Genomic DNA, 13,775 nt, shown 5'->3' on the forward strand with positions numbered 1-13,775 from the left:
ACTGCATTAGGATGGTATCTATAACGTAGCCAAGAAACTGGACCTATCCGGGAGGCCACCAGCATGATAAAAGAAGTTACTGATCAGTACAATGCTAATGAGATCGAAATGAAGGTTCACGAGTTCTGGGAAGCAAATAATGCATACAGAGCAGTACGTGAACACAGAAAAGGCGCCAAGAAGTTCTATTTTGTGGACGGACCTCCATACACAACAGGCCATATCCACCTCGGTACTGCCTGGAACAAGATAATAAAGGACTCTATCCTGCGATACATGTCCATGAACAACCATGATATCCTTGACAGGGCGGGCTGGGATATGCACGGACTTCCTATCGAAGTAAAGGTCGAGGGTGCGCTTGGTTTTGAGTCAAAGAAAGACATAGAAGCATATGGTGTCGGCAATTTCATTGAAAAATGCAAGGAGTTCGCACTTCGCCAGAAGGATGATATGACCGGTCAGTTCCGCACCCTTGGTGCATGGCTTGACTGGGAAGATCCATACATGACACTCAAGGATGAGTATATAGAAGCTGCATGGTGGACATTGAAACAGGCACAGGAAAAAAATCTGCTTGATACCGGAAAGAGAGTCGTTAACTGGTGCCCCAGATGCGAAACAGCTATCGCTGATGCTGAGGTCGAGTATGAGGACCGTGATGACCCATCTATCTACATCAAATTCAAATTAAAAGATGAAGAGAATGCATTCATCGTTATATGGACCACCACCCCATGGACCATCCCATCCAACATCGCTGTGGCAGTACACCCGGAGTTCGAGTATGCCAGAGTAAAGGCATACAACGTTGAAGGTGACAGTGAAACACTGATAATGGCTACTGAACTTGTAGAGAACGTACTCAGAATAGGAAGATACGCAGACTACGAGATCCTTGAGACCATGAGCGGAAAAGATGTTGCAGGCATGGCCTATGAGCATCCTCTTGCAGACCTCGTGCCACTCCAGGCTGAGATCGAACACAAGGTCTACAATGCAGATTATGTTACAGCAGAGAACACCGGTTGTGTCCACATTGCTCCCGGACATGGTGTTGACGATTTCGAGGTCGGTGTAAAGAACGAGCTGCCGATCTTCTGCCCCGTAGGTTCCAATGGTAGCTACACAGATGAAGCAGGAAAATACGCCGGCATGAACATCCGCGATGCAAACCGCGTTGTTATGGATGATCTACTCGAGAAGGGACTGCTTATTTCCGAAAAGACCATCAGCCACAGGTATGGTCACTGCTGGAGATGCAAAACACCTATCATTTACCTTGCAACCGAACAGTGGTTCCTGAAGATCGGCGAGCTCAAAGAAGCTATGCTTGAAGAGATCAAGAAGGTCAACTGGACACCGGACTGGGCAGGTTCTGCAAGGTTCAAGGACTGGATCGAAGGTGCACGTGACTGGTGTATCTCCAGACAGCGCTACTGGGGTATCCCAATTCCGGTATGGAAATGTTCAAAGTGTGCAAAGATCGATGTGATCGGCACAAAGGAAGAGCTTCTGGAGCGTTCAGGTGCAGATGCAGATATTGAATTGCACAGACCGTATGTTGACAAGATCACCATGCCTTGTGATTGTGGCGGCACCATGAAACGTGTGGAAGATGTTTTCGACGTATGGTTCGACTCTGCAGTGGCATCCTGGGCTACACTTAGGTTCCCGCAAACAAAGGAAAAGTTCGATGAGTGGTGGCCTGCTGACTTTATCACAGAGGGACACGACCAGACACGCGGATGGTTCTATTCACAGCTTGGTGCCAGCATGGTAGCATTTGGTAAAGCTCCATACAAGAACGTGCTGATGCACGGTTTTACCCTCGATGGCAGCGGAAAGAAGATGTCAAAGAGCATTGGAAATGTTGTGCAGCCAGCAGAGGTCATCGAAAAGTTCGGTGCTGACACTCTAAGGGCATACGTACTTGCATCCAGCGCACCATGGGAAGACCTGAAGTTCAACTGGGATGAGATCGCAACAATACACAGGACAAACAACATTCTGTGGAATGTCTATCGTTTCCCGCTTCCATACATGGCACTTGACAAGTTCGACCCACAGGAAGTTTCATACGAGTCCGTTGAAGCACACCTGAGAAGCGAGGACAAGTGGATCCTTTCACGCATGCAGTCCGTCATTGCGGATGTCAACAAAGCAATGGACGAGAGATTATTGCACAAGGCAATGCGTGCTATTAATGAATTCGTGCTTGAGGACCTTTCAAGATGGTATATCCAGCTTATCAGGCCAAGGACATGGACCGAAGCGAACGATCCTGATAAACTTGCAGTTTACAGGGTGCTCTACGAAGTATTCGTTACAACTGCAAAATTGATCGCACCATTCATGCCACATCTTGCAGAAGAGATGTACCAGAACCTTGTCAGGAATGTCGATGAGAATGCTCCTGTAACCATCCATCTTTGCGACTGGCCAACTGTCGACGAGGCACTTGTGGACGTGGACCTTGAAGCACATATGAAAGCGGTACGCTCTATGGTCGAATCATCTTCGAACGCACGCCAGAAGGTCGGACGCAAGCTCAGATGGCCTGTATCACGCATCGTTGTCAGCCCTGCCGACGAGAACACCGTTGCAGCCGTTGAACAACTTCGCTATGTCCTTATGGACCAGACCAACGCCAAGTATATCGAACTTATAGAGATCGGCGAAAGCTGGAAGGAACTCGGAGTTGAAGCCGCACCAAACCCCGGAGCGATCGGACCTGTCTTCAAGGGAGATGCCGGCAAGGTGAATGCAGCGATCGTTTCGATGGATGCTATGGATCTAAAGAAGGGACTTGCAGACGGTGAAATGGAGATATCCATTGCAGATGGCACTAATATCACCATCACAGAGAAGATGGTGAACTTCAGCGAAACACTTCCGGAAGCTGTAGCAAGTGCTGAATTTGCAGGCGGAGTTGTCTTTGTCGATGCAACCCTTACACGCGAGATCGAATCCGAAGGATACTCAAGGGAAGTTATCCGCAGGATACAGGATATGCGCAAGGAGCTTGACCTCGATGTTGATGACAGCATAAAGGCACACATCCAGATCGACGATGATAGAGTCCTTGACCTTGTACTTGACTTTGAGAACTACATCGCAAAGGAAGTTCGTGCAAGGGTTCTTGTGGTCGGTTTAGATGTCGATACCACCGGTGAGCTTGCAAAGGACTGGAATGTCGAAGGCATTCCAATGCACATCGCGATCTCAAAAGAAGAATGAGACCGAGGTAAGATAATGGATTTTAAGAAATGGGAACCAGTCTACGAGAAGATTCTCGAAGACTTCGGTTTTTCCAGAGAGGATGATGAGAATTCCGCCATCCTCCTTTCCAATCTATTGATAGGGGCAGGTACTGCCGATACGAACACACTTGAGGAGCTGATCAGCGGAAAGGACGTCCTTGTTTGTGGCAATGCACCAAAGCTTCTGATCGACCTGAAGGAGGTCAACGTAGAAGACTACGTGATCATAGCAGCCGATGGCGCCACAGCACCCCTGATAGATAAGGGTATTGTCCCACACGTAATTGTAACAGACCTTGATGGCGATGTGGAAAAAGAGATCCAGGCAAATCAGGAAGGTTCGATCATGGTCGTCCATGCACATGGTGACAATACTGAAAAGCTGCTAAGATACGTCCCACAGTTCAGGAACGTCATCGGCACCACCCAGGCAGAACCTTTTGGAAACATCCACAACTTCGGTGGTTTCACGGACGGGGACAGATGCGTCTTCCTTGCACACGAGTTCAATGCTGAAAGCATAACCCTTGTAGGTTTTGATTTCTATGACAAGAACGTGACACCTATGAAGGAAAAGAAGCTCAAGTGGGCACAGAGGCTCTTAGGAGCTTTCTGAAACTTTCTTTTTTTGATTTTACCCAGGCTGGTTTTATTGCAAAGCCAATGTCTTTTCTTAATCGATAACACAAAGAGGTTATTGAACAGCTTTTGCTTTAGCAATTCGCTACATATTGAAAATCACCAATAATCGAGATCAATATCACTTACTGCTTGCCATTCACAACCTGCTTACAGAATAGATAAATAAGATGTAAGCATAAATTTTCTATCAGACAATTGGGGGCAAACTGTCTGAACACCAGAAATTAGAATACAAAGAATTACTGAATAGTGTGAGCATGGGGTCGCCCTCCGTTTCCTCGACAGGGGGAGATCGATATAATACTATTCTTTCAAGAAAGGTGAAGCATAAGAAAGATTTCAGTTATTCTCTTGCTAACACCAATTGAAATTAGATCAACAATGGGGGAACCAAGATTGAGTGATACAAATGAGAAAACTCCAAAGGTATTAACTACTGCCTTTGGGATCCCGGTCGGGGACGATCAGAACAGTTTGACAGCAGGGGAACGTGGACCGGTCCTGATGCAGGATGTGCATCTGCTGGAGAAACTCGGACACTTTGACCGCGAGCGAATACCTGAGCGCGTTGTACATGCAAAGGGTGCAGGTGCAGGAGGTTACTTCGAAGTGACTGCCGACGTTACCAAATACACAAAGGCCAAATTCCTTTCAGATATCGGCAAGCGTACTGAAGTCTTTGTCCGCTTTTCAACGGTAGGTGGTGAGAAAGGGTCTGCTGATGCAGCACGCGATCCGCGTGGATTTGCCATTAAGTTCTATACAGAAGAGGGAAACTACGACCTGACAGGGAACAATACCCCTGTATTCTTCATTCGGGATCCATTGAAGTTCCCTGATTTCATCCACACACAGAAACGAAATCCTGCAACCAACTGTAAGGACCCGAACATGTTCTGGGATTTCCTTTCCCTTACCCCGGAATCCATTCATCAGGTCACCATACTGTTCTCGGACAGGGGTACACCTGCAACTTACCGCAACATGAACGGCTACTCGAGCCACACATACAAATGGTACACTGAAGATGGTAATTACGTCTGGGTACAGTACCATTTCAAGACTGACCAGGGGATAAAGAACCTGACCCGCGAAGAAGCGGATAAATTAAGTGGCAGCGACCCGGATCATGCTACAAGGGACCTCTATGAAGCTATTGAAAGAGGAGATTACCCATCATGGACCCTTGAAATGCAGATCATGACACCGGAGCAGGCCAAAGACTACCGGTTCGATATCCTCGATATAACCAAGGTCTGGCCACACGGGGATTTCCCGACCATCAAGATAGGCAAGCTGGTACTGAACCGGAACCCGGAAAATTACTTTGCAGAAGTTGAGCAGGCAGCCTTCAGTCCGGCCAACCTTGTGCCAGGGATCGCGATCTCGCCGGACAAGATGCTGCAAGCCAGAGTATTTTCCTACCACGACACTCACATCCACCGACTTGGGCCCAACTATCACCTTATCCCTGTGAACATACCCAAGAACGCACCGGAAGTCAGTTACCAGCGTGACGGATTTATGCGCATTGATGGCAATGGTAGTGGCGGACCAAATTACTGGCCAAACAGTTTTGGCGGACCTGGGCCAGATGCGGATGCTCTTGAGCCTGAATTTGAAATATCCGGCCCGGCAGCACGTACACCTTATAACCATCCCAACGATGATTTTGTACAGGCAGGCAACCTGTATCGTAATGTTATGGATGATCAGGCCCGTGAGAATCTGGTAGGCAATATTGTGTCCCATATATCAGGTGCACAAAAGCGCATCCAGCTAAGGCAGACAGCTCTATTCTTCAAGGCGGATCCTGATTATGGAAGCCGGGTAGCCGAGGGACTGGGACTGGATGTAAAGGAAGTAGAACGTCTTGCTAATATGACCAAAGAAGAACGTGCAAAAGCGACTGAAAAGTAAAGTGAAATGCGATGAAATGTTTTCCATCCACTGTGAAACCGAATGATCCTGATTTCCAATCATTTCTGGTTTCACGGCGGATATGGCCATGATGAAGGCAACTGCAGGATCACTTTACATTAAGCTACTTATGAACAGATATCGAACTAATTGCAATAGTTCGAACTATACATATCATTGCATTTCAGATCAATAGATTGCTGAAAATATAGAGAGATATAGCAGATCATTCTGTCGAACATGAGTATTTGAAATTGTAATTTTATTACCGGGATCGAGACAGCGAAGATCAATTAAAAATACAGCATCAGATACAATAATATAAAAGCGTAGATAGTATCCTTTATATTCTTTTAATTGTAATACTTCTAAAGTCAGATAGTGAATTATAACACAATGAACAGAATTGAAGTGTTATTAATAAATTTAAAATAAAGAGGTTTCATGCAAACTTTAGTCATATGCATCGACAGAGACAATGATCTTGGTGAAAAAGCAAATGTTATCACCCCACTCATAGGACGTGAAGATAACATCGATGCAGCAGTGAAACTTGCAACTGCAGACCCCGAGGACTCCGACAGCAATACAATATTTGGCGGCGTGAATGTTCTTGATGAATTGCTTGCAAAGGGGCTTGATGCCCAGATAATCACATTTGCAGGTGACAAGAATGTGGGCGTTATATCAGACCAGAAAATATCTGCCCAGCTGGATGCATTCCTGAGCGAGAATGAGATCACAAATGCAATATTCATATCCGATGGAGCAGAAGATGAAACACTCCTGCCCATCGTCCAATCCCGTATCAAGATCGATTCAGTAAAACGTATCGTGGTTAAGCAAAGTGCAAACCTCGAAAGTACTTACTATATCCTGAAAAATGCACTGAACGATCCGAAAATATCGCAGACCTTCTTTGTGCCATTAGGACTTGCAGCACTTATCTATGCAATTTTCCTGCTGGCAAGATATCCGGAAGGCGCAATTATTGGTATTTCAGCCGCTATCGGAATGTACATGCTTTACAGGGGATTCAACCTTGACCAGCCATTCGCGCTTTTAAGAGAAAGGATGAAAGATGCTTTTTATGAAGGCCAGATGACCTTTGTCACTTACACGATCGCTGCCATCCTTGGAGTGATCGCCACCATGATCGGCGCTGTGACGCTCTGGCAATACTACATTACAGGCGGCAGCTGGTACTATGGGATAGTAACCCTCATCACCGTTTTCATTAATGTCACCATCTGGTGGTACGTTATAGCCATTCTTTTTGCAGACATCGGGAAGATGGTCGACCAGAAAGTAAGCAAAACCTTTACAGTAAAAGAGATAGCACCGGCTCTTTTCATAATAGCAATTGGTCTGCTTTTCTGGGGTGCAAGCAGCTATATACTCTCAGTAAGCGCTCTTGCCGGCGATGCAGCAAGCAATGAACTGAGCCTGCAATACTTCGTGTACTCAGTAGTAGGTGCCATAATGATCGCACTTTTTGGCATAAGGATCTCTATGAGCAATACATCACCCGAGAAGCTTCTGAAGAAAGAAAAGGGTAAAGCTAAAAAATAATAAGACCGATTACCACACATGAAAATCGATGCAGCAGTACTTGGTGGCGTTGGATTCTCATCTTTTATAGAAGGATCTGCAAAGATCGTCAATACACCTTACGGGGATGTTGGCGTATATATTGGCGAACTGAATGATAAGACCATAGCCATAGTACCCCGGCATTCAGGAGCTGCTGAACATGTTCCTCCACATATGATCAACTATCGTGCCAATATATGGGCGATAAAGGAACTTGGAGTGGAAAAGATAGTAGCCACCAATTCCGTAGGAACCATGAAAGGTCATGCACTCGGCAGTTTTGTTATACCTGATGATTTTGTAGACCTTACCAAAAGCCGCATATCCACATTCCATGACAAGAACACAGTTCATGTTGATATGACAGAACCATATTGTCCTCTTATCAGCAAATGCCTTATGGAAACACTTGAGAAAAAAGGGCTTGACTATACCAGAGGAACATATGTTTGTACCGAAGGGCCACGCTTTGAGACCCGTGCAGAGATAAAAATGATGAGTACGATCGGAGATATTGTTGGTATGACAGGACTTCCGGAAGTTGTCCTTGCACGAGAGCTGGAACTGTGCTATGCCTCCATTTGTACCATAACGAACCAGGCATGTGGACTTACCGAAAACAAGATAACGGCAGATGAAGTCGTGGATGAGCTTGGTACGACGCAGGATATACTGCTGAGTGTGCTAACCGATGTTATTGACTGCATTCCCCCAACGCGTGAATGTGAATGCATGAATGCTACACAAGGGGCACGTCTTTAAGTTCGTTTTAGTCTAATTTGAAGATCCAGGCTAACGAAAAGCAGAATTTGAAAAAGAAGATAATAAAAAAGGGATTATGCAATATCCTTTGACGTATCAATGTTGATGCCTTCTGAGACATTGAACTTGATAACGTCTGTTTTAGGTGCCATTCCACGTATCTTTGGGATCGAAAGCTTGCTCATGATCTTATCAGGATGCCTTTCAACATCTACATCAAAGATAACATCTGATGCATTGAGGATCTCATTTTCAGATTTTTCATCATGACTGCCTTTCAGGGAATAAAGGAATGTAATACTGTTGGCTTCTTTCGTGGTCTCATATAGAAGATTGATCAGACGCTTGAGAAGTCCCGGATTCACATTGAGGTTCATGAAGAACGAGAAATTATCAAAAATGATATTGACCTCTTCTCCCTTTGAATTATTCAGGATGGTGCGTAAGTTATATTCAGCGTACTCGATAATCTTGGAATCAATGTGGCCATTACCCAGATTATCGACCATGTCACCCATGGAAGTGAAATAATACTCACTGTAGATGTCCACAAATATGACATTCGAAGGATCAAGATTCTGGTTCATGATGTCCCTGCGCACATATTTAGGCCTGCGCCCAGTGGTAAAATAATAGGTTTTACGGGACTGTGTGAACTCGTAAAAGAATACTTCTGACATGGATCTTGGATCTGCAGAGAAATAGACCATTGAATTTAGGGGCAGGCCTCCCCCAAGGGTCCTGTCCAATACGTAGATGCCAGTTGGAACGACAACAGGACCATCACATAAATTCTTTTGGACGGGACTGACATCAGCTGTTATGCGGCTCTCCTCTACAGCATTTGTTTCAGTTACAGGAACAGTTTCCTTCGGGACGGTACGTAGCTCAAGCTTCCTGCGAACCTGGGCATCTTCTGTAAGAGACACCTCTTGTTCTGCCGCTACTTTATGTTGCGACGTCCTCGGAGTAATTATTACCTCCGTACCTACAGAAAGCTGACTTGACATTTTTATCCCACACCGAATTATACAATCAGTTTAGATATACTCAATCAAATGTAGGCATGTACATGCATATAAAAGGTATGAACACATGTGAACACAGAAAGTACATTCCAAGTAACATCCCTAAATAAACATGATTTATATACAAGTACATCTCTTTGAAACGCGAAAATGACTCTGTGGACATTTCTCAAGGCCGAAAAGGCCAAGGTCATTGTAATGGCCATTAAGGACAGGAAACGTCTTCCCCAATTTACCGGAGAGCTTATTCTGAGAAAGGCAGACGCAGGACCGCGTCCACACAAGTTCAGGATATTCAGGGATGAAAAGGACGAACTCAGACCACCTGAAGAATTCATAGACCTATTGAGGATGTCAGAGCGTATTCTCATTGATATCGAAAGCGAGAAGAAAGGAGAGGAAGATGTTAAGGAGCTTCTTTCAGGTTTCCATCTTGACTGGGAGCATGCACATGTGTGCAGGTTCTGCCTTTTAAAAAAGAGATTCAATTTTATCAATAAGAAATCCATCAAATATCATCATGAGCTTATTTGTGAAGAATGTGCAAAAGAAGAACTGGACCGTGCACTTAGAAATGCTCATAGCTATTTCGGAGACGAAGCAGCAGAGCGTATCCAGCAGATCATGCTCACCACACGGGACCTTGATCGCACAATAGGAATGCTGAGCCCGGAAGACCTCGACCTTGAATACACCCGGTTTGATACTATAGAAGCCCAGACACAACTTACACAGGTCAGGATAAAGGACATACCGCTGTCAAATAAGTTTAAAAAGATATTATTAAAGAAATCCGATACACTGCTGCCTGTACAATCCCTGTCGGTGGAAAAGGGACTGTTAAAGCGTAAGAACCAGCTTGTGACATCGGTAACTGCTACCGGAAAGACGCTCATTGGAGAGATAGCCGGTATTGAGAACATCATACGTGGTCAGGGTAAGATGCTATATCTTGTACCGCTTGTGGCATTAGCGAACCAGAAGTATGACCAGTTCAACAAGAGGTATTCTGAACTCGGCCTTAAGGCATCCATAAGAGTGGGAAGCTCCAGGATACGCACATCGAAGACAAAGTCCATGCGAAGAACTCTCGATTCGGATATAATTGTGGCCACATATGAAGGTCTTGACTACATATTAAGGTCAAAGGACTCAGACCTTCTGGGTCAGATAGGCACTGTTGTTATCGATGAGGTCCACATGATAGAGGATTCTGAGCGTGGCCATAGGGTGGACGGACTCATCGGAAGGCTGAAGTATGTAGCATCAGGAGCACAGTTCATCTATCTTTCAGCAACCGTGGCTAAACCGAAGCTGCTTGCGAAAAGGCTTGACGCCGAGCTTGTGGAGTATGAATACAGGCCTGTGCCTATTGAGCGCCACCTGCTGTTCTGCCCGGAGAGCAACAAGATCAGACTTATGTCAAAGCTTGTGCGGGACGAGTATGCCAGAACATCATCTAAAGGTCACAAGGGCCAGACCATCATTTTTACGAATTCCCGAAGGAACTGCCATCGAATAGCCCAGGCACTTCCAATATCTACTGCCCCTTACCATGCAGGACTTTCCATGCAGGAGAGGAAGAAGGTAGAGAGACGTTTTGAAAAGGGAGAGCTACCTGTCGTGGTCACAACCGCTGCACTTGCAGCAGGTGTTGATTTCCCTGCATCACAGGTAATATTCGAATCCCTTTCAATGGGTATAGAGTGGCTCACCATGCAGGAGTTCCTGCAGATGCTGGGACGTGCAGGAAGGCCGGATTTCCATGACAGGGGTGTGGTAGTGGTGCTTGCTACGCCACAGAAGAGCTATACAAGCGAGCAGACCGGCACTGAGGAAGAGGTTGCCATCAAACTCCTTAACGGAGAGATGGAACACACCGATGTGGAATATGGTGAAGAGGAACAGATGGAAGAGATCCTGGCCACTGCTGCGGTGACATCGTCCAAGCGTGACCTTGAGGCGATACATAAGGGCATGCTTGCAACCTATTCTTTGAAAGAATTGCTTTCAAAGCTCCAGAAAAAGAAGTTCGTGAACATTAAAGGGGACAATATAGCACTTACGAAGTTCGGAAGCATTGCAGCCGGGCATTTCCTTTCCGTTTCAAAGGCATTCCTGATAAGGGATGCAGTACTTTCCGACCACAACCCGGTGGAGATAATAACCAACCTTGAGTTCTTTGAAGCGGTCTATTTCAAATATGCAGCACAAATATCTACTGCACTGAAGATCAACATGCCTTCAAGGGTGTTCCAGGGAGCTTCCATGGACATTGTTCTTGAGGGCGAGAACCTTTCCAGGCTTGAAATGAAGATGCAGGACCAGATCCTGAACTTCGCTACTGATTTCCTGACCTGCGGTTGTAAGGAAAGTCCTTACTGCGGCTGTCCTGAGAGATTGTTCTCGGAGAAGATCATAAACCTGAGAGTGGATGGTCATGATCCTATACAGATCGTGAACTACCTTGAGAATAAGTACGGGATCACTGCCTACCCGGGAGACCTGCTGGGATACCTGGATGATGCAATACGCAACCTTGATGCTGTTGAAATGATCGCAAAGGCTTATTCCAAAAAGGACCTGGCAAATTCGGCGAGGCATCTGAAGAAGCTTATCGTAAGATGAAGATCGCACTTTGGATCAATGATAACAAAACCTTATAATGTATGTTAACAATTACTTTTCAAAATTAGGTACGGCTTTTGAAGGATATATGACCATGACAGAAGAGAACAAAAATCCTGAAGGTAAAGTGACAAAAAAGTTGAAGATCGAGATAAGGAAACCTGAAGACTTCAAACAGGTTTATGCTATCGGTGCACTTGGCGGGCACAGCCCGTATGATTTCAGGATCGGCTTCTACAATGACAGCCCAAAAGGCTTCGACAAGTCATCTAATTCACAGGTGGTCCAGAGAAACATTGAGACAGAAGTGATACTCTCACCCCTTGCGGCACTGGAGCTTTCACACTGGCTTGAACAGCACATCCGCGATTACGAGGCAATGTTCGGACCGATCACCAGAGTGCAGAAACAGCAACCAAAAATGAAGCAGCCTGAGGATACATCCGAGATACAGGGATATATCTAAAGCTAAACTAAAACTAAAACTAAACTTGAAGAAGTTAGCTGCATACCTACTGTAATAATAAAATAATAGAAGCTTATTCGGCTTTCTAATCGGCAGTAATAAATAGTAGGTTGGACAGTTTACTTTTTCCAATACGTAGTAATACATATTGCAGATCATATTGTTAATTATCTTTGAGTAATGCATGTGAGGATACGATCTTGTTCCCAAATAAGAAAGTTCAGAAATTGATAGGATCTAAGGTCCAGGTAGAGATGAAAGGCAACCAGCATATTCTTGAAGGTACATTAGAAAGTGCTGATGATTACCTTAACCTTCACCTTGTGGACACTGTTGAGATAGCTGACGGACAGCGCCTGCGCTCTCTTGGTTCCGTTGTATTGAGAGGAAACAACATAATCCTGATCGTGCCTGTAGAGAACTAAAACTTTTATTTTCCGGATATAAACCATGGAAATAGAAGAAAAAACTCTTAAACTTATAGGCGATAGCAAGGACGGCGTCTACCAGAACGAACTCTGGAAGATGCTGGAGATCGACAGTCGCAAATGTTCAAGGGTCATCACCAAGTTGATGAATTCAGACCTGATATACCGTGAGTCTGCAGTCAACAACGGCGCAAGGACCTATTTGATCAAAGTAGTCGCACCAGAAGAGGAATCCTATGACCTTCTTCTCGCAGGAGAGATGTTCTCACCCTGCGCAGGTTGCAGATTAGCCTGCCAGCCTGAGATCTGCGAACTACTATCCACCTGGATCAACCAGATAAAACAGGACGACGAAGACAAAACAGACGAAGAATGACCCTTCAGCCGAAAGCTTTATATTGCTAACGTACCTACTAGGGTCGCTTCAAGGTAAGCAAAAAACAGCGTGCTCCGGTAGTGTAGTCCGGCCAATCATTCCAGCCTTTCGAGCTGAAAACTCGGGTTCGAATCCCGGCCGGAGCACCAAAACTTTTGTTATGCTCCCTTTTTTCAAGTGTTTTATTTTCTGTTCCCAATCATAATAACCTATTCTCTCCCCTAAATCCCCAAGGATGCATCAAAAAGCCTTTCTTTCTCACATGTTCCATCCCGACCTCATGACCAACTTCATGCATGAGACGAAGTCTCCAGTTGCCGACTCTACAAACGATAACTTCCTCACATGAATGTGAACACCAACCCAATGCCAGGAAATGAGGATATCCGGAATCTGTGCGAGAAATCATCTTTCCACGACTCAGCCCCGATTCCAATGCATTTTTCGTGAGGGTGAATTCTTTACCATCAGCACTGTAGGCCTTCGTACCAACTTTGACAATTGGCAGGGTGACAGAGTAGCCTTCAATGAGTGGAGTTTCAGAAAGAAGAGAAGATTGAATTTGTGACATGAAGGAGGCTGTCACGTCGGATTATAAAAAGGAAAGTTTAAAAGAAACAATTTTTTATAACAATAAAAAGATATATCATAGTATATCTACTGCAAGGG

General features: G+C 45.2%; 11 protein-coding genes and 1 tRNA gene. 10 read left to right on the forward strand and 2 right to left on the reverse strand.

The features are described from left to right. Positions 1-63 precede the first annotated feature (63 nt). The 5 genes from ileS (at position 64) to E7X57_RS08660 (ending at position 8,180) form a co-directional block, all read left to right on the forward strand. Entirely contained in the window at positions 64-3,240 is a 3,177-nt protein-coding gene (ileS, locus tag E7X57_RS08640) for an isoleucine--tRNA ligase (protein ID WP_135612561.1), read from the forward strand. Positions 3,241-3,255: 15 nt separating this feature from the next. Continuing rightward, positions 3,256-3,879 carry a 6-hydroxymethylpterin diphosphokinase MptE-like protein gene (locus tag E7X57_RS08645; RefSeq protein WP_135612562.1) on the forward strand — a complete coding sequence of 208 codons (624 nt, stop codon included), beginning with the start codon at positions 3,256-3,258 and terminating at the stop codon, positions 3,877-3,879. Between the two features lie 422 nt (positions 3,880-4,301). Then, positions 4,302-5,825 (forward strand): catalase, encoded by a 1,524-nt coding sequence (locus E7X57_RS08650; RefSeq protein ID WP_244603655.1) that lies wholly within the window; start codon positions 4,302-4,304, stop codon positions 5,823-5,825. Between the two features lie 444 nt (positions 5,826-6,269). After that, complete coding sequence (locus tag E7X57_RS08655) at positions 6,270-7,397, forward strand: DUF373 family protein (protein WP_135612564.1); 1,128 nt, start codon at positions 6,270-6,272, stop codon at positions 7,395-7,397. An 18-nt stretch (positions 7,398-7,415) separates the two neighbouring features. Beyond that, the gene (locus tag E7X57_RS08660; RefSeq protein ID WP_135612565.1) at positions 7,416-8,180 is read left to right on the forward strand and encodes an MTAP family purine nucleoside phosphorylase; all 765 of its coding nucleotides are present in this window, start codon (positions 7,416-7,418) and stop codon (positions 8,178-8,180) included. Positions 8,181-8,254: 74 nt separating this feature from the next. On the opposite strand, the gene E7X57_RS08665 is transcribed toward E7X57_RS08660, so the two are convergent. Next, a complete protein-coding gene (locus tag E7X57_RS08665) occupies positions 8,255-9,190 on the reverse strand; it encodes an ATPase domain-containing protein (RefSeq protein ID WP_135612566.1) in 936 nt (311 codons plus the stop codon). 168 nt (positions 9,191-9,358) lie between these two features. Here E7X57_RS08665 and E7X57_RS08670 point away from each other — a divergent pair, with 168 nt between their 5' ends. The 5 genes from E7X57_RS08670 to E7X57_RS08690 all read left to right on the forward strand — a co-directional run bounded on the left by E7X57_RS08670 (position 9,359) and on the right by E7X57_RS08690 (position 13,255). Continuing rightward, positions 9,359-11,836, forward strand: a complete 2,478-nt coding sequence (locus E7X57_RS08670) for a DUF5814 domain-containing protein (protein WP_135612567.1) — start codon at positions 9,359-9,361, stop codon at positions 11,834-11,836. A 94-nt stretch (positions 11,837-11,930) separates the two neighbouring features. Beyond that, the gene (locus tag E7X57_RS08675) at positions 11,931-12,302 is read left to right on the forward strand and encodes a DUF3467 domain-containing protein (RefSeq protein ID WP_135612682.1); all 372 of its coding nucleotides are present in this window, start codon (positions 11,931-11,933) and stop codon (positions 12,300-12,302) included. A gap of 173 nt (positions 12,303-12,475) precedes the next feature. Continuing rightward, entirely contained in the window at positions 12,476-12,727 is a 252-nt protein-coding gene (locus E7X57_RS08680; protein ID WP_244603656.1) for an LSM domain-containing protein, read from the forward strand. A 25-nt stretch (positions 12,728-12,752) separates the two neighbouring features. Then, positions 12,753-13,106 carry an Lrp/AsnC family transcriptional regulator gene (locus E7X57_RS08685; protein ID WP_135612568.1) on the forward strand — a complete coding sequence of 118 codons (354 nt, stop codon included), beginning with the start codon at positions 12,753-12,755 and terminating at the stop codon, positions 13,104-13,106. A 71-nt stretch (positions 13,107-13,177) separates the two neighbouring features. Further along, a tRNA-Glu gene (locus E7X57_RS08690) sits at positions 13,178-13,255 on the forward strand. 50 nt (positions 13,256-13,305) lie between these two features. Here E7X57_RS08690 and E7X57_RS08695 read toward each other — a convergent pair. Further along, a complete protein-coding gene (locus E7X57_RS08695; RefSeq protein ID WP_135612569.1) occupies positions 13,306-13,677 on the reverse strand; it encodes a hypothetical protein in 372 nt (123 codons plus the stop codon). Positions 13,678-13,775: the final 98 nt, after the last annotated feature.

Origin of the sequence: Methanococcoides sp. AM1, from assembly GCF_900774055.1 — an archaeon.
Lineage (GTDB): Archaea > Halobacteriota > Methanosarcinia > Methanosarcinales > Methanosarcinaceae > Methanococcoides.

Coding starts and splice junctions, on each gene's coding strand:
- E7X57_RS08685 (WP_135612568.1), top strand. CDS start 12,753: ATGGAAATAGAAGAAAAAACTCTTAAACTTATAGGCGATAGCAAGGAC.
- E7X57_RS08655 (WP_135612564.1), top strand. CDS start 6,270: ATGCAAACTTTAGTCATATGCATCGACAGAGACAATGATCTTGGTGAA.
- E7X57_RS08645 (WP_135612562.1), top strand. CDS start 3,256: ATGGATTTTAAGAAATGGGAACCAGTCTACGAGAAGATTCTCGAAGAC.
- E7X57_RS08695 (WP_135612569.1), bottom strand. CDS start 13,677: ATGTCACAAATTCAATCTTCTCTTCTTTCTGAAACTCCACTCATTGAA.
- E7X57_RS08665 (WP_135612566.1), bottom strand. CDS start 9,190: ATGTCAAGTCAGCTTTCTGTAGGTACGGAGGTAATAATTACTCCGAGG.
- E7X57_RS08660 (WP_135612565.1), top strand. CDS start 7,416: ATGAAAATCGATGCAGCAGTACTTGGTGGCGTTGGATTCTCATCTTTT.
- E7X57_RS08675 (WP_135612682.1), top strand. CDS start 11,931: ATGACAGAAGAGAACAAAAATCCTGAAGGTAAAGTGACAAAAAAGTTG.
- E7X57_RS08670 (WP_135612567.1), top strand. CDS start 9,359: ATGACTCTGTGGACATTTCTCAAGGCCGAAAAGGCCAAGGTCATTGTA.
- ileS (WP_135612561.1), top strand. CDS start 64: ATGATAAAAGAAGTTACTGATCAGTACAATGCTAATGAGATCGAAATG.